This window comes from Pseudomonas sp. CAU 1711, assembly GCF_039888625.1.
GTDB lineage: Bacteria > Pseudomonadota > Gammaproteobacteria > Pseudomonadales > Pseudomonadaceae > Aquipseudomonas.
On the sequence record NZ_JBDQQT010000006.1, the window covers coordinates 179,036 to 202,512 of the forward strand.

The following is a 23,477-nucleotide window of genomic DNA, read 5'->3' on the forward strand; positions in this document are numbered from 1 at the left end:
GTAGCTGGCGTATTGTCGCATCGGGCGAATTGTCGCAGCCGCGCTTCCCTCACCCCAACCCTCTCCCGGAGGGAGAGGGGGCAGTCCGAGCTGTCGACGGGCTCGCTGCTCAGAACTAGCACTGCTCGACTCCCTCTCCCTCCGGGAGAGGGCTGGGGTGAGGGGCTCCCAGGCTACTTGATGGCCCTGAGCACCACGAACTTGGGGTTGGCCGCCACCTGCTCGACGCCGCGGAACAGACGCCCCAGCTTGGCGTGGTAGCCGAGGTGACGGTTGCCGACTATCCACAGCTCGCCGCCTGTGACCAGCGCCGCGCGGGCCTGCTGGAACATGCGCCAGGCGAGGAAGTCGCCGACCACCTGCTGCTGGTGGAAGGGCGGGTTGCACAGCACCAGGTCGAGCGAGTCGCGCGGCTGGTCGGCCAGGCCGTCGGCGGCGCGGAAGGTCGCCGAGCGCTCGCCCAGTGCCGCGCGCCAGTTCTGCTCGGCCGACTGCACGGCCATATAGGACTCGTCGACCAGGGTCAGCTCGGCCTGTGGGTTGGCCAGGGCGAAGGCGATGGCCAGCACGCCGTTGCCGCAGCCGAGGTCGGCCACCCGCTGCGGCGCCAGCGACCTGGGCAGGTGCGGCAGGAAGGCGCGGGTGCCGATATCCAGGCCCTCGCGGCAGAACACATTGGCGTGGTTGAGCAGCTCGATGGCCGGGTTGTCCAGGCGGTAGCGGGTCGGATAGGGCGACACCGGGGCCGTCCTGGCCTCGGGGGTGGCCGTCAGCAGGCGCGCCTTCTTCACCGCCAGCGAGGCCTGCAGCGGGCCGATGTACTTCTCCAACAGATCGCCGGCGCTACGCGGCAGGTGCTTGATCATCGCGCCCGCCACCACCCGGGCGCCGGGGGCCAACTGGCCGTGCAGGCGGATCAGCTGTTCCTCCAGCAGGGCCAGGGTCTTGGGCACGCGCAGCAGTACCCAGTCGAAGGGGCCCTCGGCCGTCGCGCTGGCCGGCACGAAGCGCACGGCGTCGGCGGCCAGGCCGTTGCGCGCGAGGTTCTTCTGCAGGGCGAGAAAGCCCAGGTGCGAGTCGCCGCTGCTGGTCACCTGGCAATGCGCGGCCAGCGAGCAGGCCAGGGCGCCGAAGGCGTCGTTGAGCAGCAGCACCCGGCTGTGCGCCTGCAGGCCCTGCTCGTGCAGCTGGGCCAGCAGGTATTCGTCGGCGGCATCGAAGGCCTGCAGCGGCTCGTTGGCCATCTCCGGCTGGCGGATCAGGTCGAGCTGGGCGAAGGGCGTGGCGAGAGTCGGCATGGCGGCGGGGTCGGCTGAGTGGAGCTGGCGCATTGTCCTAGATGCATAGGGAAATGTCTCGAAGTGAGAAACAGGCGGCTTGTGACCTTGGGGTGCAATCCGGAGAATATGCAGTCACTTGCCGCCGCCGAAGTTCCGCAATGGGCGGCATGTCCAACAACAAATCGGATGGCCACGCGACCTGACGTGTAGGCACCGCCCGAACCCCACGGCCGCCGCGGCCGAACACAATCCCAATCGCCATTCGCCCCGCCCGTTTCGCGGGGCGCAGCTATTGCATTGCCGCAAGGAAGTCCATGAAGTACCTGTTCGCACTATTGCTCTCCTGCTCTCTGTTGCTGTCCGCTCCGGCCCTGGCCGACGGCAAGGAGCCGATCCTGATCAAGTTCTCCCATGTGGTGGCCGAGGACACCCCCAAGGGCCGTGGCGCCCTGTTGTTCCAGCGCCTGGTCGCCGAGCGCCTGGGCGGTGCGGTGAAGGTCGAGGTCTACCCCAACTCCACGCTGTTCGGCGACGCCGACGAGATGGCCGCCCTGCAGCGCGGCGAGGTGCAGATGCTGGCGCCCTCGGTATCCAAGTTCGAGGCCTACACCAAGCAGCTGCAGGTGTTCGACCTGCCGTTCCTGTTCGACGACCTGGCGGCGGTCAAGCGTTTCCAGCGCCGCGACAAGAGCCGCGAGCTGCTGCGCTCCATGGCCGCCAACAACATCTATGGCCTGGCCTTCTGGAACAACGGCATGAAGCAGCTCTCGGCCACCCGCGAGCTGCGCGCGCCGGGCGATGCCAAGGGCCTGGCCTTCCGCATCCAGTCTTCCAGCGTGCTGGAAGCGCAGTTCGCCGCGCTCGGCGCCGAGGCCAAGCGGATTCCCTTCGGCGAGTCGCTCAAGGCCCTGCAGGACGGCATAGTGCAGGGCACCGAGAATGCCTGGTCGAACATGACCGCGAGCGGCTTCGACCGCGCCCAGCCGTTCATCACCGAGACCAACCACGGCTCGCTGAACTACATGCTGATCAGCAGCTCGTCGTTCTGGCAGAGCATTCCCTACGCCACCCGCAGCGAACTGGAGGCGATAGTCGAGGAGGTCACCGCCCAGGTGAACCGCGATGCCGAGGAACTCAACCGCAAGGGCCGCGAGCAGCTGCTCGGCGCCGGCAACGCGCGCCTGGTGACCCTCGGCAAGGAGGAGCGCGCGGCCTGGCGCGCGGCCATGCAGCCGCTGTGGCAGCAGTACGAGGCGGAGATAGGCGCCGACGTGCTGCGCGCCGCGCAGACGGTCAACCGGCGCTAACAGCTTGTTGAAATTCACTGCGATGACTGCGAGTACCGCGTTGTGATAGCAATCGTCGCGGTCGGATAAGCCTTGCTCAGGGCGTCTGACCGATGAAATAGCCCGATTTGGCAGGCTCCGGGCGCACCTTCCCCGTGAGCGCGCTCATGCCGCTGTGCCTGCAGCCAGCAATTTCGGCAGGCGCACCAGGTTGCTTGCCGCCATGGCCAGCTGGAACAAGGCGGTGACCCGCTCCAAGCCGCGCTGCTTCACTTGACGCAGGCCTGCCGCTGCCTTGAGCCAGCCGAAGTGGGTTTCGATCCAGGCGCGTATCTTCAGGCTCACGCCATAACCGGCGTGTCGCGTGGTGCGCCCATCGATGGCGCTGCGCCGGCCACTGGTGTTCTGCGCCACATAGGGCGTCACGCCGAGTGCGCGACAAGCGGCGACGAAGTCTGCCGTGTCGTAGGCCTTGTCCGCGGCCAGGGTGCGCCTGCGGCGGCCACCCAGTTTGCTCAGCATCGCCAGCGCGGCTTCGCGCTCGCCCCGGCCACTGGCCAGCGTCACATGAGCACCGCGCACCAGGCCGCTGCGGTGTTCCATCAGTACATGCCCCATGTAGCTCAGCTGTGCGCCCGTGTTATGGCTCTTGCGGTACAGCCGGGCATCCGGATCGCTGGTCGAGGCGTGGGTGTCGTTGCTGCGCTTCTGGCCCTTGAAGTCTGGCTGGGCATTGCGCGGACCGGGGCCCGGTTCATCCGGAGAGTCGTCCTTGGGCCGGAAGCTCTTCTGCGAAGCCCAGGCCTGCAGCAGCGTGCCATCGACCGAGAAATGCTCATCCGAGATCAGCCCCTGTTTCTCTGCCAGGCGCACCACTTCGCTCAGAAACTCGGCGGCCACGGCCTGGGCATTGAGGCGGTCACGGTTCTTCGAGAACACCGAGTGATCCCACACCGGGTCGTCGATGGCCAGGCCGACGAACCAGCGGAATAGCAGGTTGTAGCCCAGTTGTTCCATGAGCATCCGCTCGCTGCGCAGCGAATAGAACAGCTGCAGCAACTGCGCCCGCATCAACTTCTCGGGGGCAATCGACGCGCGACCAGTATCGGCATACAAGGTGTCGAACAGGGCGCTCATCCGCTGCAGAGCAGTGTCCGCCAGCTTGCGGATGGCGCGCAGAGGGTGATTCAGCGGCACGAAGTCATCAAGCTTGGCGACAGTGAACAGGGATTCCTGTGTGATATCGGCTCCACGCATGGAAAACGAGGGCTCCCGGCAGATTGGAGCGAATATCGTAAACCTCATGCCGCAAAGCCAGACAGCGCGTCGACGAATTTCAACAGGCTGCTAATCCCTGCGCCTTATCCTTGCTAACTAGCGGTGTTTGTCCACTGCGCTTTGCGCCAGACTGTGCGGAAGTGAGCGAGGGGACGCCATGACCGCCAGCGAAGAGAAGTTCACCCGCCAGACCCTCACCGAGGTGCGGGTCTGGTCGCCCAGCCTGTTCAGTCTGCGTTGCAGCCGCGACGCCGGCTTTCGCTTCCGCGCCGGGCAGTTCGCCCGCCTGGGCGTGCGCAAGGCCGACGGCAGCGTGGTCTGGCGTGCCTATTCGATGGTCTCGGCGCCGCACGACGAGTTCCTCGAGTTCTTCTCCATCGTCGTGCCCGGCGGCGAGTTCACCTCCGAACTGAGCCGCCTCAGGCCCGGCGACGAGCTGCTGGTGGAGAAGCAGGCCACCGGCTATCTCACCCTCGACCGCTTCGCCGACGGCCGTGACCTCTGGCTGATCGGCACCGGCACCGGACTGGCGCCCTTCCTGTCGATCCTCCAGGACCTGGAGGCGTGGCAGCGCTTCGAACGCATCCTCCTGGTCTACAGCGCCCGCGATCGCGGCGAGCTGGCCTACCAGCAGCTGATCGCCGAGTTGCCGCAGCGCGAGTGGCTGGAGGGGGCGGGGCACAAGCTGCAGTACATCCCGGTGGTGACCCGCGAGCGGGTGGCGGGCGCACTGGGCGAGCGGGTCACCGGCCTGATCGAGAGCGGCGAGCTGGAGCGCGCCGCCGGTCTGGCCCTGGAGCCGGCCCGCTCGCGCCTGATGCTGTGCGGCAATCCGCAGATGATCGAGGACACCCGGGCGGTGCTCAAGGCGCGGGGCCTCAACCTGGCGCTGACGCGCAGGCCGGGGCAGGTGGCGGTGGAAAACTACTGGTGACGAAAACGGCGCCCTCGGGCGCCGTCGTTCTCACTGCTGCTGGCTCTTCAGCAGGTCGCGAATCTCCGCGAGCAGCTCCTGCTCCTTGCTCGGCGCGGGCGGTGCCGCCGGGGCGGCCTCCTCCTCGCGTTTGAGCCTGTTGATCACCTTGACCCCCATGAAGATGGCGAAGGCGACTATCACGAAGTCGAGCACGGTCTGGATGAACTTGCCGTAGCTCAGCACCACGGCCGGCAGGTCGCCCTCGGCGGCCTTGAGGGTGATGGCCAGGTCGGTGAAGTCCACCCCGCCGACCAGCAGGCCCACCGGTGGCATGATCACGTCGCCGACGAAGGAGCTGACGATCTTGCCGAAGGCCGCGCCGATGATGATGCCCACGGCCATGTCGACCACGTTGCCCTTGACCGCGAAGGCCTTGAACTCGCTGAGGATGCCCATGTTTCACTCCCTGAGGTTTCTGGTTGTGCGACCAGTGTAATCAGGGATGTGCCGCGGCGCCTCCGGGGTTCGGGGCTCGCGTGGGCTCAGCAGGCGGCGCCATTGGCCTTGCGCAGGCGCTCGGCGATCTGGTCCTTGAGCTGTACCCGTTCGTTCTTCAGGGCCTGCAGGGCCAGGTCGTCTAGGGTCTGGCGGCCGTCTTCCACTTCGTAGATGCGTTTGTCCAGGCTCTCGTAATGCTGCGCCAGTTGGGCGAAATGGGCGTCGCTGGCGTTCAGCGCCTGCAGCTGCGGCAGATGGTCGGGGAACTCACGGGTCAATGGATGGTGTTCGAGCGGCATGGTGGTGACTCCCTGCATGGCTAGCCTATTCAGCCTAGCTCAGCGACGGGCGGCGGGGCTGCCCAGGCGGCGGACGGTCGCCGCGCCGCGCCCCAGGGCGCCGGCTAGTGCATGGCCGGGGTGATCAGGTAACTGAGCAACTCGGCATCGTCGCCCGGCTCGATCTGCTCCACCCGGCGCGGCAGGTCGGCCAACACCCGTCGCCAGAAGGCCGTGGCCAGGGCGTCCTGGCGGTAGAAACGCACCAGCCAGCGCTCGCCGCCGCACAGCACCTGCTCGGCCAGGGCGCGGCCGATGCCCAGGCGGCGGTATTTCTTCAGCACGAACAGGTCGGCGAACTCCAGGGCGTCCAGGTCCGCCAGCTCGCTGCGCTCGACCAGCAGGAAGCCGGCGATGAAACCGTCCGCCAGGATCAGCCGGGCGCTCCAGCCCGGCTCCTGCCAGTAGCGCTGCAGGTGCGCCTGGTGCAGGTAGAAGCGGCCGTCCGGCTCCACGTCTTCCTGTTCCCAGTCCGAAGAGTCATAGGCATAGAACTGGTAGAGATTGGCGATCAGCGGCAGCTGCTCGGCGGTGGTGGGCATCAGTTCGATCTGCATCGCGGGGCGACTCGTGGTGGGGGCGGACGCTATTATCGCGCTTTTGCCAGAGGGAGACCGCCATGGCCAAGGCCAAGCGCATGTATGGCTGCACCGAGTGCGGCGCGACCTTTCCCAAGTGGGCCGGGCAGTGCGGCGAGTGCGGGGCCTGGAACAGCCTGACCGAGACCGTGCTGGAGGCCGGTTCCGCCACGCCCAGCGGGCGCGGCGGCTGGGCCGGGCAGCAGGCGCAGATCAAGACCCTGGCCGAAGTCAGCGTCGAGGAGGTGCCGCGCTTCTCCACCGTCTCCGGCGAACTGGACCGGGTGCTCGGCGGCGGCCTGGTGGACGGCTCGGTGGTGCTGATCGGCGGCGACCCCGGCATCGGCAAGTCGACCATCCTGCTGCAGACCCTGTGCAACATCGCCCAGCGTCTGCCGGCGCTGTACGTCACCGGCGAGGAATCGCAGCAGCAGGTGGCCATGCGCGCGCGGCGCCTGGAGCTGCCGCAGGACCGGCTCAAGGTGATGACCGAGACCTGCATCGAGTCGATCATCGAGGTGGCGCGCCGCGAGCAGCCCAAGGTGATGGTGATCGACTCGATCCAGACCATCTTCACCGAGCAGCTGCAGTCCGCCCCCGGCGGGGTGGCCCAGGTGCGCGAGAGCGCGGCGCTGCTGGTGCGCTTCGCCAAGCAGAGCGGCACGGCGATCTTCCTGGTCGGCCACGTGACCAAGGAGGGCGCCCTGGCCGGCCCGCGCGTGCTGGAGCACATGGTCGATACGGTGCTGTATTTCGAGGGCGAGTCCGATGGCCGCCTGCGCCTGCTGCGCGCGGTGAAGAACCGCTTCGGCGCGGTCAACGAACTGGGCGTGTTCGGCATGACCGACAAGGGCCTGAAGGAGGTCACCAACCCCTCGGCGATCTTCCTCACCCGCGCCCAGGAGGCGGTGCCCGGCAGCGTGGTGATGGCCACCTGGGAAGGCACCCGGCCGATGCTGGTGGAGGTGCAGGCGCTGGTCGACACCAGCCATATGGCCAACCCCAAGCGGGTGACCCTGGGCCTGGACCAGAACCGCCTGGCCATGCTGCTGGCCGTGTTGCACCGCCACGGCGGCATCCCCACCTATGACCAGGACGTGTTCCTCAATGTGGTCGGTGGGGTGAAAGTGCTGGAGACCGCCTCGGACCTGGCGCTGATGGCCGCGGTGATCTCCAGCTTGCGCAATCGGCCGCTGCCGCACGACCTGCTGGTGTTCGGCGAGATCGGCCTGTCCGGCGAGATCCGCCCGGTGCCGAGCGGCCAGGAACGCCTCAGGGAGGCAGCCAAGCACGGCTTCAAGCGCGCCATAGTGCCCCGGGGCAACGCACCCAAGGAGGCCCCGGCCGGTTTGCAGATCATCGCGGTGACGCGCCTGGAGCAGGCGCTGGATGCGCTGTTCGAATAGAAGAAGGGCGCCAGATGGCGCCCTTCTTCTGTTGAGCTAGGAGCGAGCTCTGCTCGCGAAGCTTCAATCGCTATGCTTCGCGAGCAGAGCTCGCTCCGGTCAGGCTTCCTCGCCCAGCGCGGCCAGTTCGCGCTCCAGCAGGCTCTCGTCGCCCAGGTTGAGCTCCACCAGGCGGCGCAGGTGGCTGATGGAGTCCAGGTCGATATGCCGGCAGACGAAGCCGAGCAGGTCGTCGCGGGTGCGGGTCAGCACCACCTCCATCTTCAGGCGGGTGTCGGCGTCCAGGGTGATAGTGGCGACGAAAGGTTGGTGCGGATCGCCGTTCCAGTCGCGCGGGCGTTTGACCAGCAACCCCTTGAGCGACACGTCGTGCAGGGCAACCGTCCAGCGCCGCTCGCCCTGGGCAAGCTCGGTGGCGGCGTCGAAGGCGATGCGCTGGAAGCGCCGACGCTCGGTGGCGGTTTCACTCATGCCGAAACTCCTCGAGGGTTTTGCTCACTATAGCCAAGAGCGCCGCCATTTGCCGCCTCCGGTTTGACAGGGGCAAGGGGGGCGCCAAAGCTCCAAGGGGGGATTTCTTATCATCTGATTGCGGAGCAAGGGAAATGGCTAAAAGACTGTTGAGCAAGGGGTTGGTGCTGGCGGCGTTGAGCCTGGCCAGCGCCGGCGCACTGGCCGATGCGGCCGGTGGCAATGGCTGTGGCTGGGGCAACATGGTGTTCGACGGGCAGCGTGGCTTCGCCCCGCACTTCCTGGCCACCACGACCAACGGCACCTCGGGCAATGCCACCTTCGGCATGACGTCGGGCACCAACGGCTGCGACACCGGGGCCCGAATAGGCTACGGCGGGCGCTCGATCTTCGCGATGAACGGCATGCTCGACAACATCGCCGAGGACATGGCCCAGGGCCGGGGCGAGGCGCTGGATGCCTACGCCATCCTGCTGGGGATCGAGCGGCAGGATCGTGAGCACTTCGCCAGGGTGACCCACGAGCACTTCGCCGAGATCTTCGCCAGTGAAAGTGCGACCGGCGAGCAGGTGCTGGCCGCCACCCTCGAGGTGATGAGTCGTGACCGGCGCCTGGCGCGTTACGCCAAGCAGCCTGCCTGATGCGCTGAGAAACGCAAAAGCCCGGCCAATTGGCCGGGCTTTTTCATGCGCCTGTAGCCCTTACTTGCCGTATACCGGCAGCTTGGCGCAGATGGCCTTGACCTTCTCGCGCACCGCGTCGACCACGGACTCGTCGCCCATGTTCTGCAGGATGTCGCAGATCCAGCCGGCCAGCTCCTTGCACTCGGCTTCCTTGAAGCCGCGGGTGGTGACGGCCGGGGTGCCGATGCGCAGACCGGAGGTGACGAAGGGCGAACGCGGGTCGTTCGGCACGCTGTTCTTGTTCACGGTGATGAAGGCGCGACCCAGGGCGGCGTCGGCGTCCTTACCGGTGATGTCCTGCTTGATCAGCGACAGCAGGAACAGGTGGTTCTGGGTGCCGCCCGAGACCACGTCGAAGCCGCGCTCGATAAACACCTGGGCCATGGCCTGGGCGTTCTTCACCACCTGCTGCTGGTAGGCCTTGAACTCGGGCTGCAGGGCCTCCTTGAAGCAGATCGCCTTGGCCGCGATCACGTGCTCCAGCGGGCCACCCTGGGCGCCCGGGAACACGGCGGAGTTGAGCTTCTTCTCGATCTCCTCGTTCTTGCGCGCCAGGATCAGGCCGCCGCGCGGGCCGCGCAGGGTCTTGTGGGTGGTGGTGGTGACCACGTCGGCGAAGGGCACCGGGTTCGGGTACACGCCGGCGGCGACCAGGCCGGCGACGTGGGCCATGTCGACGAACAGGTAGGCACCGACCTTGTCGGCGATGGCGCGGAAGCGGGCGAAGTCCAGTACCTGCGAATAGGCGCTGAAGCCGGCGACTATCATCTTCGGCTTGTGCTCGACGGCCAGGCGCTCGACTTCGTCGTAGTCGATCAGGCCGTTGGCGTCGATGCCGTACTGCACGGCGTGATACAGCTTGCCGGAGGAGGAAACGCTGGCGCCGTGGGTCAGGTGGCCGCCGTGGGCCAGGCTCATGCCGAGGATGGTGTCGCCGGCGTTGAGCAGGGCCAGGTAGACGGCGGAGTTGGCCTGGGAACCGGCGTGCGGCTGGACGTTGGCGTAGTCGGCGCCGAACAGCTGCTTGGCGCGGTCGATGGCCAGCTGCTCGACCACGTCGACGTACTCGCAGCCGCCGTAGTAGCGCTTGCCCGGATAGCCCTCGGCGTACTTGTTGGTCAGCACGCTGCCCTGGGCCTCCATCACCGCCGGGCTGGTGTAGTTCTCGGAGGCGATCAGCTCGATGTGCTCTTCCTGGCGCTGGGCTTCCTGCTCCATGGCGGCGAAGAGTTCGGCATCGTAGCGGGCAATGGTCATTTCACGGCTGAACATGATGGTCACCTGATCTATCGGCGGGGACGGTAGGGAAAGGCCGGCATTCTACCCGATGTGCCACACCCTGGCACATGAAAGGCGGTCAAGTGGCGGACAAGCGGAGCTCAGGTCAGCAGGAACAGCGCGCGGCCGCCGAACTGGGACTCGAACTGCGCGGCCGGCATCGGCTTGCCGAACAGGTAGCCCTGCACCTCGTCGCAGCCGTGCTGGCGCAGGAAGTCCAGCTGCTCCTGGGTCTCCACGCCCTCGGCGATCACCGCCAGGCCCAGGCTGTGGGCCATGGCGATGATGGCGCGGGCGATCTGCGAGTCCTGCTCGCCGGCCGGCACGCCGTCGACGAAGCTGCGGTCGATCTTCAGCACGTCGATGGGGAACTGCTTGAGGTAGTTGAGCGAGCTGTAGCCGGTGCCGAAGTCGTCCACCGCGATGCACAGGCCGAGCTTCTTCAGGCTGGTCAGCGTCTGCAGGGTCTCGTCGACGTCGCGCATCAGGATCGACTCGGTCAGCTCCAGCTCCAGGCAGGCCGGCGGCACGCCGCTGTCGGCCAGGGTGCGGGAGATGCGCATGCCCAGCTGGCCGTCGGCGAACTGGCGGGCCGAGAGGTTGAGCGAGACCTTGGGCACCCGCACGCTGGCCTGGTGCCAGGCCTTGAGCTGGCGACAGGCCTCGGCGATTACCCAGTCGCCGACCTGGACGATCAGCCCCAGCTCCTCCAGCACCGGCACGAACTCGCTCGGGGCGACCAGGCCGCGGCGCGGGTGGTTCCAGCGCAGCAGCGCCTCGACCCCGGTCAGACGCTTGCCGTCGCCGGACAGCTGTGGCTGGTAGTAGAGCTGGAACTGGCCCTGCTCCAGGGCGTGGCGCAGGTCGCTCTCCAGCTCCAGGCGCTGCAGCGCGGTGGCGTTCATCTCCGCCTGGTAGAACTGGAAGTTGTTCTTGCCGCGCTCCTTGGCGTGGTACATGGCGGTGTCGGCGTTCTTCATCAGCTGGCTGAGCTCGTTGCCGTCCTGCGGCGCCAGGGCGATGCCGATGGAGGCGGTGACGAAGAACTCGCGGCCCTGCAGGACGAAGGGCTGGGCCAGGCTGTCGAGGATCTGCTCGGCCACGTGGATGGCCCGGTTCAGCGCTCCGGCGCGGGTGTTGCGGGCCTGCAGCAGCAGGGTGAACTCGTCGCCGCCCATGCGCGCCACGGTGTCGTCCTCGTCGACGCAGGCGGCCAGGCGCACGGCCACGTCCTTGAGCATGCGGTCGCCGGCGGCATGGCCGAGGGAGTCGTTGATCGGTTTGAAGCGGTCGAGGTCGAGGAACATCAGCACCACCCACTCGTCATGCCGCTCGGCGTGCTGCAGGGCGGTGTACAGGCGGTCCTGGAACAGGGTGCGGTTGGGCAGCAGGGTCAGGGCGTCGTAGTAGGCCAGGCGGTGGATGCGCTGTTCGCTGGCCTTGCGCTCGCTGATGTCGTTGAAGAAGCACACGTAGCTGACCAGGTCGCCGTCGTCGTCCTGCACCGCGGTGATGCCGACCCAGGCCGGGTACTGTTCGCCGTCCTTGCGCTTGAGCCACAGCTCGCCCTCCCAGCTGCCGCGCTGGTTGAGCTGGGCCAGGATGTAGCTGAACTGGGCGGCCTGCTGGCGGTCGGCGGTGAGCATGTCCGGACGCTGGTCGAGCACGTCCTCCGGGGCGAAGCCGGTGATGCGCTGGAAGGTCTCGTTGATGCGCACCATGTAGCCGGCCGGGTCGGTGACCAGGATGGCCGCGGTGGAGTGCTCGAACACCGTGGCGGCCATGCGCAGGTCGCGCTCGGCGCGGCGCTGCTGGGTGATGTCGCGGCCGATGCCGAGCGCTCCCTCGAAGCGGTCCTGCTCGTCCCACATCAGCATGGCGCGCATTTCCACGGTGATCTTGCGGCCGTCCGCGCGCAGGCAGTCGAACACGAAGGGGCGGGCGCTCAGGCGCCGGTGCAGCTCGCGCAGGTGCTCCTGGTCGCCGAGGGACTCCTTCACCTCGTCCAGCAGCGCCTGCAGGGTGCTCAGCTGATGCGGGTCGGTGAGAGTCGTGAGCAGGCCGTGCTGCAGCAGCCATTCCGGGCTGTAGCCGAACAGGGCCTGGGCCGAGGGGCTGACGTAGCTGAGCTGCAGATGGCTGTTGCTGGACAGGATGACGTCGCTGATGCTCTCCGCCAGCAGGCGGTAGCGCCGCTCGCTGTCGCGCAGGCTGGCCTGGGCGGCGATCTCGCCGGTGATGTCCTTGGCCACGCCGATCAGGCGGCTGACCCGGCCGTGGCGGTCGCGGCTGAGGGCGTGCTCGCGCACGTCGAACCAGTGCCAGCTGCCGTCGCGATGGCGCCAGCGCAGCTGGAAGTGCAGCAGCTGGCCGTCGCCCACCACCTTCTGCAGGTTGCGCAGGCGCTGGTACAGCTCGACGTCGTCGGGGTGAAGGATCTTCTCCCACAGCCTGTCGCCGATCTTGCGCAGCTCCTCCTTGCTGTAGCCGAGGTCGGGGCCGAGGCGGTTGTTGCTGAACATCACCCGCATGCTGCTCATGTCGTGCACGTACAGGGTGTCGGGCACCGCGCGCAGCACGTCCGACCAGAAGCGCTCGCGCTCGACCAGCGACAGCTCGACGCGCTTGCGGCTGGTGATGTCGTGCACGCTGAGGGTCACCGCGCGCAGTTCCTCGCGGCGGCGCGGCAGTTGCAGGGCCAGCCAGAGGTAGCGCTCGTGGCCCTGCGGCGTCTTTATCTGGCTCTCGACCATCATGTCGCGCTCGCCATCGAGCAGGGCGCTGATCAGGGCATGGCGGACGCCGCCGATGCGCAGCGGCGGGCCGCCGACCAGGTGGGTCCAGGCCTCGTCCGGGCCGTCGACGCCGAGCAGCTGCAGCGCCACCCGGTTGACTTCGCTGATGCGGATCCGCGTCAGCAGCTCGGCGTGGCGCGCCGGGTCCTGCTCCAGCCAGGGCAGCAGCTGGCTGCTGTGGCGCAGGTCCTGGGCCTCCAGATACTGGCGCAGATCGAACAGGTCGAGCACGCAGAGGGCCACGCCGCTACCCTCGAAGATGTCCTGGTAGCGCCGGCGGGTGTCCTGCAGTACGCGCAGGTTTTGCTGGCGCTCGGTGACGTCGCGCAGCACCCAGGCCCGGCTGGGCTCCGGGTTATCGGTGTAGAGGGCGTGACAGGCGACGTCGAACAGCTGCGGGCGGCCGTTCATGAGCAGCTCGATGGGCTCGCGCTGCTCGTGGCAGGCGTTGTCCAGCCAGGGCTTGAGCGGCGGCAGCAGCTCCAGCAGGTGCATCTGGCTGGCGCCGGCCAGGTCCAGGCCGAACATGCCTTCGGCGCGCGGGTTGAGGTAGCTGATGCGACCGTCCGGCTGGGTCACCAGCACGCACTCGTCGATGGCCCCCAGGGCGCCGAGGGCGTCCTCCATGGCGCGCCGCGACAGCGCCTGGTAGGCGCGCAGGCTGCGCTGCTCGCGCAGCAGGCCGAACAGGGCGAGCAGGGCCAGGCTGGCGCAGAGGATGAACAGCAGCAGCTTGCCGGCCTGGATCGGCAGCAGCTCGGCGCGCAGGCGCGGCGCGTCGAACAGGGCCTGGATCTGCCAGTCGCTGCCGTTCAGCGGCAGTTCGGCGATGCCCAGTTCCTGGCTGGCCTGCCCGGAGCCGGGGCCGTCCGCTCGCGGTGGGCGCAGCATGGTCTGGCCGCTGCGGCGGTCCTGCAGCAGCCAGGGCTGGCCGTTGGCATGTGCCGGCAGCCAGTTGTTCAGTGCCGCCGGGCGCAGGCGCACCAGCCAGGAGCCGCGGCCCGGCGCCTGGCGCAGGTCGAGCAGGATCAGCCCGGCCTCCGTCGGCGCGTAGCTGAAATGGAACTCGCTGGACGGCGCCAGGGGGGCGGGCAGGGGGTAGCCCGGCGCGCTGTCGTGCAGTACCCGGCCACGCTCATCGCGCCAGGCCAGGCTGTGCAGGGCCGGGTAGATGCCGCGCAGGTCCTGCAGCAGGGTGGGCAGTTCGGCGGCGCTGGGAGGCGTCTGCGCTTGGCTGGCGAGCAGGGTGTGGCCGGCCTCGGCCTTGAGCCTGAGCACCAGGCTCAGGTAGTTGGCCAGCTGGCTGGCGTGTTCCTGGCTGCGCAGGCGCTGGTTGTCCTCCTGCTGGCGGGTCTCCTGCTGCAGCTGCCACAGCAGCAGGCCGAGCATCAGCGCCACCAGCAGCGCCAGGGCGCCCTTCAGCGAGCCGCGCCAGGGGCGGGCCGGTGTGCGGGAGGATGGGAAGCGGGATCGGAACACGCGATAAACCCTGCTGATATGGCTGCCGTGGCGGTTAGGCAATGAGCGGGCGACAACAACCGTCTAGCATGCCCGGAAATGCGGCAGAGTGCCATTACTGCCCGTCGAGCGGTTTGCCCCGCGCCCGTCATTCCGGTAGTTTTGCCGCACGCGCGTGGGCGCAGGGGCTATCATGCCCATTCGACCGGCGTTTCCCGCAGTCGTGCGCCGCCATCCCCAGATTCACATCCCCAGCGGAACCAAGGTCATTTCATGGCTCAATACGTCTACACCATGCATCGGGTCAGCAAGGTCGTGCCCCCGAAGCGCGAGATTCTCAAGGACATCTCCCTGTCGTTCTTCCCCGGCGCCAAGATCGGCGTGCTGGGCCTGAACGGCGCCGGTAAATCCACCCTGCTGCGCATCATGGCCGGGGTCGATACCGAGATCGACGGCGAAGCCCGGCCGATGCCCGGCATCAAGGTCGGCTACCTGCCGCAGGAGCCGCAGCTCGACCCCAGCAAGACGGTGCGCGACATAGTCGAAGAGGCGGTGGGCGAGATCAAACAGGCCCAGGCCCGCCTCGACGAGGTCTACGCCGCCTATGCCGAGCCGGACGCCGACTTCGACGCCCTGGCCGCCGAGCAGGCCAAGCTGGAGGCCATCCTCCAGGCCGCCGACGGCCACAATCTGGAGCGCCAGCTGGAAGTCGCCGCCGACGCCCTGCGCCTGCCGCCGTGGGACGCCAGGATCGAGCACTTGTCCGGTGGCGAGAAGCGCCGCGTGGCCCTGTGCCGCCTGCTGCTGTCGGCCCCCGACATGCTGCTGCTGGACGAACCGACCAACCACCTGGACGCCGACTCGGTGGCCTGGCTGGAGCGCTTCCTGCACGACTTCCCCGGCACCGTGGTGGCCATCACCCACGACCGTTACTTCCTCGACAACGTCGCCGGCTGGATCCTCGAACTGGACCGCGGCCACGGCATCCCCTACGAGGGCAACTACTCCGGCTGGCTGGAATCCAAGGCCAACCGCCTGGCCCAGGAAGCCAAGGCCGAGGCGTCGCACGCCAAGGCCATGAAGGCCGAGCTGGAGTGGGTGCGCCAGGGCGCCAAGGCGCGCCAGTCCAAATCCAAGGCGCGTCTGCAGCGTTTCGAGGAAATGCAGTCGCAGGAATTCCAGAAGCGCAGCGAGACCAACGAGATCTACATCCCGGCCGGTCCGCGTCTGGGCGACAAGGTCATCGATTTCATCAACGTGTCGAAGGGCTTCGGCGATCGCGTGCTGATCGACGACCTGTCCTTCAGCATCCCCAAAGGCGCCATAGTCGGCGTGATCGGCGGCAACGGCGCGGGCAAGTCGACACTGCTGCGCATGATCACCGGCAAGGAGCAGCCGGATTCCGGCCGTATCGAGATCGGCGAGACCGTGCAGATCGCCAGCGTCGAGCAGAGCCGCGACATGCTCGAAGGCAACAAGACCGTGTGGGAGCAGATCTCCGACGGCTTCGACATGATCAAGGTGGGCAACTACGAGGTGCCGTCGCGCGGCTACGTCGGCCGCTTCAACTTCAAGGGCGCCGACCAGCAGAAGTTCGTCAAGGACCTCTCCGGCGGTGAGCGCGGCCGTCTGCACATGGCCCTGACCCTGAAGCAGGGCGGCAACGTGCTGCTGCTCGACGAACCGTCCAACGACCTCGACGTGGAAACCCTGCGTGCCCTGGAAGAGGCGCTGCTGGACTTCCCCGGCGCCGCCATCGTGATTTCCCACGATCGCTGGTTCCTCGACCGCATCGCCACCCACATCCTCTCCTACGAGGACGACGGCAAGGTCAACTTCTTCGAAGGCAACTACACCGAGTTCGAGGCCGATCGCAAGAAGCGCCTGGGCGAGGCCGCAGCCCAGCCGCACCGGGTGCGTTACAAGAAGTTGGCGCAGTAAGCGCCAGTTGCAAAAGAAAACGGGGCCTTCGGGTCCCGTTTTTTATGCCTTCGATTTATGCCAATAAACATGCGTATTAGGTGAAGATAGGTCGAAAGCGCCAAGTGCCACTGCGAATGTCATAGACCGCGTTTTGTTGGATCATTTCCGGGTCTTTGATCGTCGAAACCGACAGTGTTCCAGGAATGGTCGCGAGTGCCATATCTGTAGCGCGTGCAGCCATGGAAAGTGCTTTCGGATGCTGCTGTAAGCTTCGAGTGCGTTTGACCTGTGTGGGCAATCCCAGCGCAGAGAAATATGTATCCAATGCAGGCTGCAAATTGGCTGGCCATTGCAGGTATGAGCATTTATAGGGTTTTGCGATGGTGAACGATTGCCGGGCAAAGATTGGGTACAGCGCACCATTTTCCAACAGTAGTTTGTTGTCGCGAGCCCCAAAGGCGTAGGTGAGCAATATTTCTAGTTTACCATTGTTGCGCTCAATAAGTTGTACGGGGCTGACGTTATGAAAGCCGAAGGCTTGGCTGGGTGATTTGTTTTGGGTGCGCACCCGAGCATCGATCATTGCATCGACCAAAGAGTAGTGGGCGATCATTCCCTCTGTCCTCCCAGTTTCATGAAAGCATGGGAACTCGCCATAGTGTGGATCAGCATTGACTCTGCTGATAACGACATAGAGGGCGGTGGACGAGGTGAAAGTGATGGGATGGTTTTGCATTCCAATGAGTTTGTTGGAGGTGTTGGGGTGGCAACTATGGGCTGTCAATGGCTTCGCAAGTCGTCGACTTGAGATGTGAAAGGTTTAACTCTTGGAGAATAGCGGTGCGCCATTCTTCGATTTGTTGCTTGGCTTTAGCGGTGTAATCAATGTTTGTCGCTTCGCTTTGTCTGAGCTTTAGGAGGTCTTCAAGCTCACCGGTAACACTGTGTGTCACCTTTCCATCTTTATAGGTCAATAGATGCCAGCCATTGGCATCTGTCTCTATGAAGTCGCCTGAGAAAGGTTTTTGGTTGTGTTCGATGAAGGTTATTAGGCGTTTTTTCTTGATGTCGTAGTTTAGGTTTTCTCTCCTCTCGAAATTGTTTATGTGTGTTTTTGTGGTTGTATACCAGGTTAGGTCATTGTCGAATATCTGAATTGTCTGTGTTATATCTTGGTTCGGGGCGGTGCGGTCAGTGCTGTTGGCACTGATTAAATACCCATAACTATTTTTGGTGGGGTATTTTGTTGAGATCGATAGAGATTTTGAGCCTTTTGCGTAGGTGATTGAGCATTCGCTAGACCAATCCTCAATAGAGACTCCTTCCTCTCTGTCGGGCCCGCCTTCGTATCCCTGCCCTTCAATGGTTTCGATCATTACTCCACGAGCTACATGGCCGTCTGGATAGAACTTTATCCAGCGACTTAGAATGTTGGGCTGATTTGCGTAATAAATAAGACTGCCGATCAGTGCTGCTGTTAAGCCACCTAGAGCTAGCTGGCGAAGAGATATGTTCACTGTGGCTTCCTGAGTGTCCATGGGAGCTGTTGGGATGAAACGGAGAATTTGAGGTCGGGAGTCGAGATACTCATGCCGTTGGTATAGATCAGCATATCGCCGCCTGTGCCGTTCTTCTTTCGCCACTCTTGATAATGCTTGTTGCGTACGCAGAAATAGAGGTCTTTGGGTGTCGAGTACCAGTGGGGCCTGAATGGTGCATCCAGGGAGTCGCTAATATTATTCGCCAGCAACGCTTGCACGCCTTGTCTGTTCCAATGACCGAGGTATTGGTCAGGCTCTATAAAGTCATAGGTATCCTTCGCATAGACGATGACCTGAGGAATGCTGACTTGCAGCAGGGTTTCCGTTTGCGGGGTCAGGGATATGCGCCCGGCAGCAGCGTAGAGATTAAAACCGCCAAAGGCCGCGAACAGGTCGTCGGTGCCTCGCAGGTAGGTCTTTAACCGGTCCGTGTTGCTGACATCGACGGGAGCCCGCTGGAACTGCCAGTTCTTGTGTAGCGCCGGAATAGCATCATTAGTGTTGTTCAGGGTAATACCGGTCAGCGGGATAAGTTGCGCCAGATGGCTTTGGTGGCGCAGCTTGTCGATCAGTACTTGCCTGGCCTTGGGGCTGTTCAGGCTGGCCTTTAGCTCGGTGTAGGCATTTTGTGCCCGTTCGTATCCCAGCACCCACTCCAAAGATGCACTGGTGGTATCTATAAATTTCGGGTCGTAATCTAAGTCTCCTTTCTTTTCTTTTTCATTCATCTCCTTCTTACTATTGCTGAACCACTTCTCTTGAATGCGCGCCGCCACCGGCCAGCCCAGCTTTTTCATCACATCTGGAATGTCTCTGAGCTTGAAAAGCTCGACAGGCGCTGTCGCAGGAGCTTGATCATTACTGGGCGTGAGCTGCGTGGTGCAGATCAATTCGGCTTGGCACTGAATTTCGACGGTTTCGAGAAACCCTCCGTTCTCGGCCAGGGCAGTGTAAGTGCGTGTGGCGGGCTGAGCCATGGCGTTTGTCCTTAACCGATGAAGATTTCAATTTGTGGCTCGACCCATAGCTGGGCGGCTTCCGCCTGGCTATGGCTGAGTGGCTTGCTTTGACCATTGGAGGCGGTTTGCCCTTCGATCTCCTTGCCGGAAGCGGTGGTGGCGATATAGCGCATGCCTTCGAGCGGTTGGCCGTTGCGTGCATCAAGCAATTGGAAAAAGCGATCGAATACGCCAGTCATGGCCGAGGTAGGGGCCATGGATGAAGCGGGGGTGAAGGGCGCGGGTGTGTGATTTTCGCCGATGATGATGTTGCCTGAGCCACCAACGATGACGCCGCCATGGTCGATCTGGCAGCCGAGCATGGTGGCGAGTTTATGGTTGATCAGGACGGTACTGGAGCCGGAGCTGACCTTGCCGCCACAGGCTGTGTCGCTGCCCACTGTGGCCGCCGGCAAGTTGTTGAAAAGGACATCGGGTGAGCCGGTGGTAATGGGGTTGGTACCGTGGCCGGGGAGTGGGCAGGCTTGCGGATCGGTAACGCGCGCGGCAGGTTTGCCGGACATGATCGAACTCCTTTTCGATTGGTAGCAGATGTCTTCTAGCAACTTGGGGTTGGAGTTGCACAGGGAAATTGGCGGAAGTCTGGATTGGGTCACGCCTTCGGATGGGGAGGTTGCGGCACCGGCGGATGGGGCAGGTTATTAGCTCGATCAGTCGCGCTCCGCTCGCGGTCTCGCTGCAGCAAATATCGATCGGCAGGAGCTGCCGCAGCACCTCGATGTTGCTGCTCAGATGCTCGCTCAGTTGTGGGATGGTCAGGCTGCCGCCGCCGGCCGGCACCTGGGCGAGGCCCCGTTTTCTTTGGTGCCGCGGTTATTCGTCGAGGCGCAGCTGCGCGGCATGGCGCTCGCGAATGCCGCGCAGCGACTGCCAGATCGCCTGGGTCAGCTGTGGCTGGCTGCGGCGAAAGGCGTGGGAGAAGACCAGGTAGGAGTCGTCCTGGTGGTAGACCTGCGGCAGCAGGGCGACCTGGTCGCGCAGGCCCATGCTGCGCAGCAGATGGAGGCCGATGCTGCGCTCGGACACGTAGCCGTCCAGCCGACCCATGGCGACCAGGCGCAGGCCGATCTGCGGCTTCAGCACCGACTCGCTGAGCACGCCCGCATCCTTCAGGCGTTGCCACACCACGTAACCCGTCGGCGCGCCGATGCCCGTGCGCAGGCCCTCGAAGCGCTTGCCGTCGTAGCGCAGCGTGCCCTGCAGCGGCACGAAGATGCGGTATTCCTCGCGCCATACGCGCAGCTCGCTGTCCGGGGCGTCTCGCGGCCGCTCGGGACGCTTGGGGAAGGCGACCCACTCGTCGCGCTCCGGCGACCAGATCAACGCCAGGAGCGCGTCGACCTTGCCCGTGCGCACGTTGTCTATGCAGCGCTTCCAGGGCTGGCGCAGCAGCTCGACTCGGGTGCCGTTCGCCAGTGCCGCCTGCTGCACCATCTGCGGCAGCAGGCCGGCCTGCTCGATCTCGCCGCGGGCATGGATGAAGGGCGGGTAGTCGGCGGACTCGACGCAGAGAGTGAAGGCCGCGCCAGGGGTGCTGCACAGAAGGGTTATCAGCAGGGCCAGTAGAGCTTTCACGACAGACTGCTCGCTCACGTTGCGCCTGATTTCAGGCTAGCTGGCGAAGGCGGTGGCGTACAGCGTACGGGGCTCGCTGACTCGCCATTATTCCCTGCGTCCATATAAAGGGAATGGGGTAGAACCCGAGCGTCGTGAGTTGGCGCATTTCGCATGTAGATGGCGGCATGAAGCCGCATGCCTGCGACTTTTTCCCTCGGAATGGCGAAGCTACAGCGCGATCCGTAGCGAGCCGCTGGCCGTCCTGTCGCAGCGGATATCCAGCGGCAGGAAGCGCCTGAGTACCTCGATGTTGCTGCTCAGGTGCTCGCTCAGGCGTGGGGTGGTCAGGCTGCCGCCGCCGGCCAGCGCCATCGGCAGCAGCAACTGGTCGGCCAGATGCTCGCCCACCGCCGCGCCACTGCGCTGCCAGTCGCGCAGCTGATCGATGGCACGGTCGGCCACCCGTTCGGCGCGCACGCCACTCTGGCCGAAGGCGCAGAACACTTCCGTGACCTCCTCGCAGACGACTTCCAGCAGCAAGGCATTGCCCGGTCCCTCGTCCTGCTCGAGCCAGTTGAACTGCAGGGTCTGCTCGGGCCACTTCAGGCGCCGGGCCACGCGCTCCAGCTCGCGCTCGCCGACATGCCCGGGCACGCCGGCCAGCAGCGCCCGTGCCCGCTGCGAGCGTGGCGCGCCGGGGGACTCCAGATGCAGCGGCTGCAGTCGGGAGGGCTCGACCTGTACGGCGAGCTCGCCGCCGCCGGCCGGCATGAAACCATGGCGCAGCAGCTGCATCTCCACCCGCGCGCCCATGCGCCGCAGCAGCGGCAGCCAGGCAAGCTGCAGGAAGTCCGCCGGGGGCGCCAGCGGGTTATGGGTGCCGCCGCTGATCCGCAGGGTGCTCGGCCCATCGGCCCGCAGCAGCGCGGGGAGCAGCGTCTGCAAAACCAGGGTGCAGCTGCCGGCACTGCCGATGGCGAAGCGGTAATCGCCGCCACGGATGGCGCCGGGGCGAAAGCTCAGCTGCTGCGAGCCCAGCTCGACGCCGTTCGTTTCGGCCGAGCAGATCTGCGCCGCCGCCTGCACGGCGGTCAGATGCTGGCGCAGCAGCCCGGGGCGGCTGCGCCTGGCGCGGATATTGACGATGCGAAATGGCCGGCCGCTGAGCATCGACAGGCTCAGCGCGCTGCGCAGCACCTGGCCGCCGCCGATGGCGCCGTCCAGTTCGAGCATTTCGGCTTGCATGGTGTTCTACTCCTTGTGCGTGGCGCCGTTGGGCGCCGCGCTTATCCTTTCACGCACACCACTTGACGCAGGGTGTGCACCACTTCCACCAGCTCGCGTTGGGCGTCCATTACGCGGTCGATGTCCTTGTAGGCCATCGGGATTTCGTCGATCACGTCCTTGTCCTTGCGGCACTCGACGTGGGCGGTGGCGCGAATCTGGTCTTCGACGCTGAACAGCTTCTTCGCCTTGGTCCGGCTCATGGTGCGGCCGGCGCCGTGGCTGCAGGAGCAGAACGCCTCCTCGTTGCCCAGGCCGCGCACGATAAAGCTCTTGGCGCCCATGGAACCGGGGATGATGCCCAGCTCGCCCTTCTGCGCCGACACCGCGCCTTTACGGGTGACCAGCACCTCTTGGCCGAAGTGCTGCTCCTTCTGCACATAGTTGTGGTGGCAGTTCACCGCCTCCAGCTCGGCCTCGAAGGGCTTGCGGATGACCTGGCGCGCCGCCGCAATCACCGCGTGCATCATCAGTGCGCGGTTCTGCTTGGCGAAGTCCTGGGCCCAGCCGACGGCCTCCACGTAGTCGTCGAAGTGCTTGTTGCCCTCCTCAAAGTAGGCCAGGTCCTTGTCCGGCAGGTTGGCGATGTGCTGGCGCATATCGGCCTGGGCCAGTTCGATGAACAGGTTGCCGATGGCGTTACCCACCCCGCGCGAACCGCTGTGCAGCATGAACCAGACACGGTTGGCCTCGTCCAGGCAGACCTCGATGAAGTGGTTGCCGGTCCCCAGGGTGCCCAGGTGCTTGCGGTTGTTGGTCTTCTCCAGGCGCGGGTACTTGTCGGTGATTGCCTTGAACCGCGCGCTCAGCGCCGACCAGGCGTGGCCGGCCAGCTCGGGCACGTTGTCCCAGGCGCCCTGGTCGCGCTTGCCGAAGGTCTTGCCATGCGGTACGGCCTTCTCGATGGCGCTGCGCAGGCCGTGCAGGTTGTCCGGCAGGTCGTGCGCCATCAGCGAGGTGCGCGCGGCGATCATGCCGCAGCCGATATCCACCCCGACCGCAGCCGGGATGATGGCGCCGACGGTAGGGATCACGCTGCCGATGGTCGAGCCCTTACCCAGGTGCACGTCCGGCATCACCGCCAGGTGCTTGAAGATAAACGGCATCTTCGCGGTGTTCATCAGCTGCTGCCTGGCGTCGTCCTCGACCGGCACGCCTTGCGTCCACAGCTTGATCGGCTTGCCGCCGGCGACTTCCAGCAGGTTGTAAGTCTTGGTTTGCATCGTCATTCACTCGTCATTCGTGCCGGTCATCCGGCGTGCTTTCAGTGCGGCGACAAGAGGTGGTGAAACATGCGCGATGCTCTATCCGCTGAGCTACAACCTTGCGGTTGGCGGGAGTCGAACCCGCGACCTTCACGTCCTGTAGTTCCACCGGCATTCGCCGGGTCAATCAAAAAAGTGGAGGCCAGACCTCCGTGCAGCGACAAGGTGACAGGCACATTTGCTCTACCGACTGAGCTACAGCCTCGCGGCTGGCGGGACTCGAACCCGCGACCCAATGTAGTACCCGTGGCATTCGCTGCCGACCGCGCCGTGGCGGGCCAAAAAAGATGCGACGACAAGGTGTGGTGAAACACGCGCTCTCCCATTGAGCTACGGCCCCCCCCAGTGATGGAGCCGACGGGATTCGAACCCGCAACCTCGATCTTAAAAGGATGTAGTTCCACCGGCATTCGTCGCAAAACTCTGAATCAGGTGGCACGACAAGATGAGTGACTGTTCCGTGTCGCCACGGGCGGGAATCGAACCCGCTTAACCAATGTACAGCCACTGGAATTCGTGCCTTCGTGCGCAGTCGACAAGGGTGTGATGAGACGTCTTGGATGTAGTCCCATCGGCATTCGAATGCGCTCGAAATTGTTGATCTGTGTGCCCGGCCTCAATTG

At 65.2% G+C, this 23,477-nt stretch carries 20 protein-coding genes and 1 tRNA gene; 5 read left to right on the plus strand and 16 right to left on the minus strand.

The window, feature by feature from the left end; genetic code table 11:
- Positions 1-173: 173 nt before the first annotated feature.
- Positions 174-1,298, minus strand: a complete 1,125-nt coding sequence (locus AAFN46_RS08845; protein WP_347808311.1) for a class I SAM-dependent methyltransferase — start codon at positions 1,296-1,298, stop codon at positions 174-176.
- 296 nt (positions 1,299-1,594) lie between these two features.
- Between AAFN46_RS08845 and AAFN46_RS08850 the strand changes: the two genes are divergently transcribed.
- Positions 1,595-2,587, plus strand: coding sequence for a DctP family TRAP transporter solute-binding subunit (locus AAFN46_RS08850; protein WP_347808312.1), 993 nt, complete (start codon positions 1,595-1,597; stop codon positions 2,585-2,587).
- Positions 2,588-2,731: 144 nt separating this feature from the next.
- On the opposite strand, the gene AAFN46_RS08855 is transcribed toward AAFN46_RS08850, so the two are convergent.
- A complete protein-coding gene (locus AAFN46_RS08855) occupies positions 2,732-3,823 on the minus strand; it encodes an IS5 family transposase (protein ID WP_347808313.1) in 1,092 nt (363 codons plus the stop codon).
- 178 nt (positions 3,824-4,001) lie between these two features.
- Here AAFN46_RS08855 and AAFN46_RS08860 point away from each other — a divergent pair, with 178 nt between their 5' ends.
- Complete coding sequence (locus AAFN46_RS08860) at positions 4,002-4,778, plus strand: ferredoxin--NADP reductase (protein WP_347808314.1); 777 nt, start codon at positions 4,002-4,004, stop codon at positions 4,776-4,778.
- Positions 4,779-4,808: 30 nt separating this feature from the next.
- On the opposite strand, the gene mscL is transcribed toward AAFN46_RS08860, so the two are convergent.
- The 3 genes from mscL to AAFN46_RS08875 form a co-directional block, all read right to left on the minus strand.
- The gene (gene mscL, locus AAFN46_RS08865) at positions 4,809-5,216 is read right to left on the minus strand and encodes a large-conductance mechanosensitive channel protein MscL (protein WP_347808315.1); all 408 of its coding nucleotides are present in this window, start codon (positions 5,214-5,216) and stop codon (positions 4,809-4,811) included.
- 86 nt (positions 5,217-5,302) lie between these two features.
- Positions 5,303-5,557 carry a YdcH family protein gene (locus tag AAFN46_RS08870; protein WP_347808316.1) on the minus strand — a complete coding sequence of 85 codons (255 nt, stop codon included), beginning with the start codon at positions 5,555-5,557 and terminating at the stop codon, positions 5,303-5,305.
- Positions 5,558-5,661: 104 nt separating this feature from the next.
- The gene (locus AAFN46_RS08875; protein WP_347808317.1) at positions 5,662-6,153 is read right to left on the minus strand and encodes a GNAT family N-acetyltransferase; all 492 of its coding nucleotides are present in this window, start codon (positions 6,151-6,153) and stop codon (positions 5,662-5,664) included.
- A 62-nt stretch (positions 6,154-6,215) separates the two neighbouring features.
- Here AAFN46_RS08875 and radA point away from each other — a divergent pair, with 62 nt between their 5' ends.
- Entirely contained in the window at positions 6,216-7,580 is a 1,365-nt protein-coding gene (gene radA / locus AAFN46_RS08880; RefSeq protein WP_347808318.1) for a DNA repair protein RadA, read from the plus strand.
- A gap of 99 nt (positions 7,581-7,679) precedes the next feature.
- Here the strand turns inward: radA and AAFN46_RS08885 are convergent, their stop codons facing one another.
- Complete coding sequence (locus AAFN46_RS08885) at positions 7,680-8,051, minus strand: PilZ domain-containing protein (protein WP_347808319.1); 372 nt, start codon at positions 8,049-8,051, stop codon at positions 7,680-7,682.
- 134 nt (positions 8,052-8,185) lie between these two features.
- On the opposite strand from AAFN46_RS08885, the gene AAFN46_RS08890 reads away from it, so the two are divergent.
- Positions 8,186-8,692: a DUF3015 domain-containing protein gene (locus tag AAFN46_RS08890; protein WP_347808320.1), complete on the plus strand. Its 507-nt coding sequence runs from the start codon at positions 8,186-8,188 to the stop codon at positions 8,690-8,692.
- A gap of 60 nt (positions 8,693-8,752) precedes the next feature.
- On the opposite strand, the gene glyA is transcribed toward AAFN46_RS08890, so the two are convergent.
- Together glyA and AAFN46_RS08900 are read right to left on the minus strand one after the other, a co-directional pair.
- Complete coding sequence (glyA, locus tag AAFN46_RS08895) at positions 8,753-10,006, minus strand: serine hydroxymethyltransferase (protein ID WP_347808321.1); 1,254 nt, start codon at positions 10,004-10,006, stop codon at positions 8,753-8,755.
- Between the two features lie 107 nt (positions 10,007-10,113).
- The gene (locus tag AAFN46_RS08900; protein ID WP_347808387.1) at positions 10,114-14,196 is read right to left on the minus strand and encodes an EAL domain-containing protein; all 4,083 of its coding nucleotides are present in this window, start codon (positions 14,194-14,196) and stop codon (positions 10,114-10,116) included.
- Positions 14,197-14,538: 342 nt separating this feature from the next.
- Between AAFN46_RS08900 and ettA the strand changes: the two genes are divergently transcribed.
- A complete protein-coding gene (gene ettA / locus AAFN46_RS08905) occupies positions 14,539-16,206 on the plus strand; it encodes an energy-dependent translational throttle protein EttA (protein WP_347808322.1) in 1,668 nt (555 codons plus the stop codon).
- Positions 16,207-16,282: 76 nt separating this feature from the next.
- Here the strand turns inward: ettA and AAFN46_RS08910 are convergent, their stop codons facing one another.
- The 8 genes from AAFN46_RS08910 to AAFN46_RS08945 form a co-directional block, all read right to left on the minus strand.
- A complete protein-coding gene (locus tag AAFN46_RS08910) occupies positions 16,283-16,801 on the minus strand; it encodes a hypothetical protein (RefSeq protein WP_347808323.1) in 519 nt (172 codons plus the stop codon).
- Between the two features lie 157 nt (positions 16,802-16,958).
- Complete coding sequence (locus tag AAFN46_RS08915) at positions 16,959-17,726, minus strand: hypothetical protein (RefSeq protein WP_347808324.1); 768 nt, start codon at positions 17,724-17,726, stop codon at positions 16,959-16,961.
- Positions 17,702-18,706 (minus strand): DUF6402 family protein, encoded by a 1,005-nt coding sequence (locus AAFN46_RS08920; RefSeq protein ID WP_347808325.1) that lies wholly within the window; start codon positions 18,704-18,706, stop codon positions 17,702-17,704. Before AAFN46_RS08920 ends, AAFN46_RS08915 begins: the two co-directional genes overlap by 25 nt.
- An 11-nt stretch (positions 18,707-18,717) precedes the next feature.
- Positions 18,718-19,251: a PAAR domain-containing protein gene (locus AAFN46_RS08925; protein ID WP_347808326.1), complete on the minus strand. Its 534-nt coding sequence runs from the start codon at positions 19,249-19,251 to the stop codon at positions 18,718-18,720.
- 310 nt (positions 19,252-19,561) lie between these two features.
- On the minus strand, positions 19,562-20,323 hold the full coding sequence (locus AAFN46_RS08930; RefSeq protein ID WP_347808327.1) for a transporter substrate-binding domain-containing protein: 762 nt from the start codon (positions 20,321-20,323) through the stop codon (positions 19,562-19,564).
- Positions 20,324-20,533: 210 nt separating this feature from the next.
- Positions 20,534-21,550 carry an RNA 3'-terminal phosphate cyclase gene (rtcA, locus tag AAFN46_RS08935; protein WP_347808328.1) on the minus strand — a complete coding sequence of 339 codons (1,017 nt, stop codon included), beginning with the start codon at positions 21,548-21,550 and terminating at the stop codon, positions 20,534-20,536.
- A 41-nt stretch (positions 21,551-21,591) separates the two neighbouring features.
- Positions 21,592-22,812 (minus strand): RtcB family protein, encoded by a 1,221-nt coding sequence (locus AAFN46_RS08940; protein WP_347808329.1) that lies wholly within the window; start codon positions 22,810-22,812, stop codon positions 21,592-21,594.
- A 391-nt stretch (positions 22,813-23,203) separates the two neighbouring features.
- Positions 23,204-23,262, minus strand: a tRNA-OTHER gene (locus AAFN46_RS08945).
- Between the last annotated feature and the right edge of the window lie 215 nt (positions 23,263-23,477).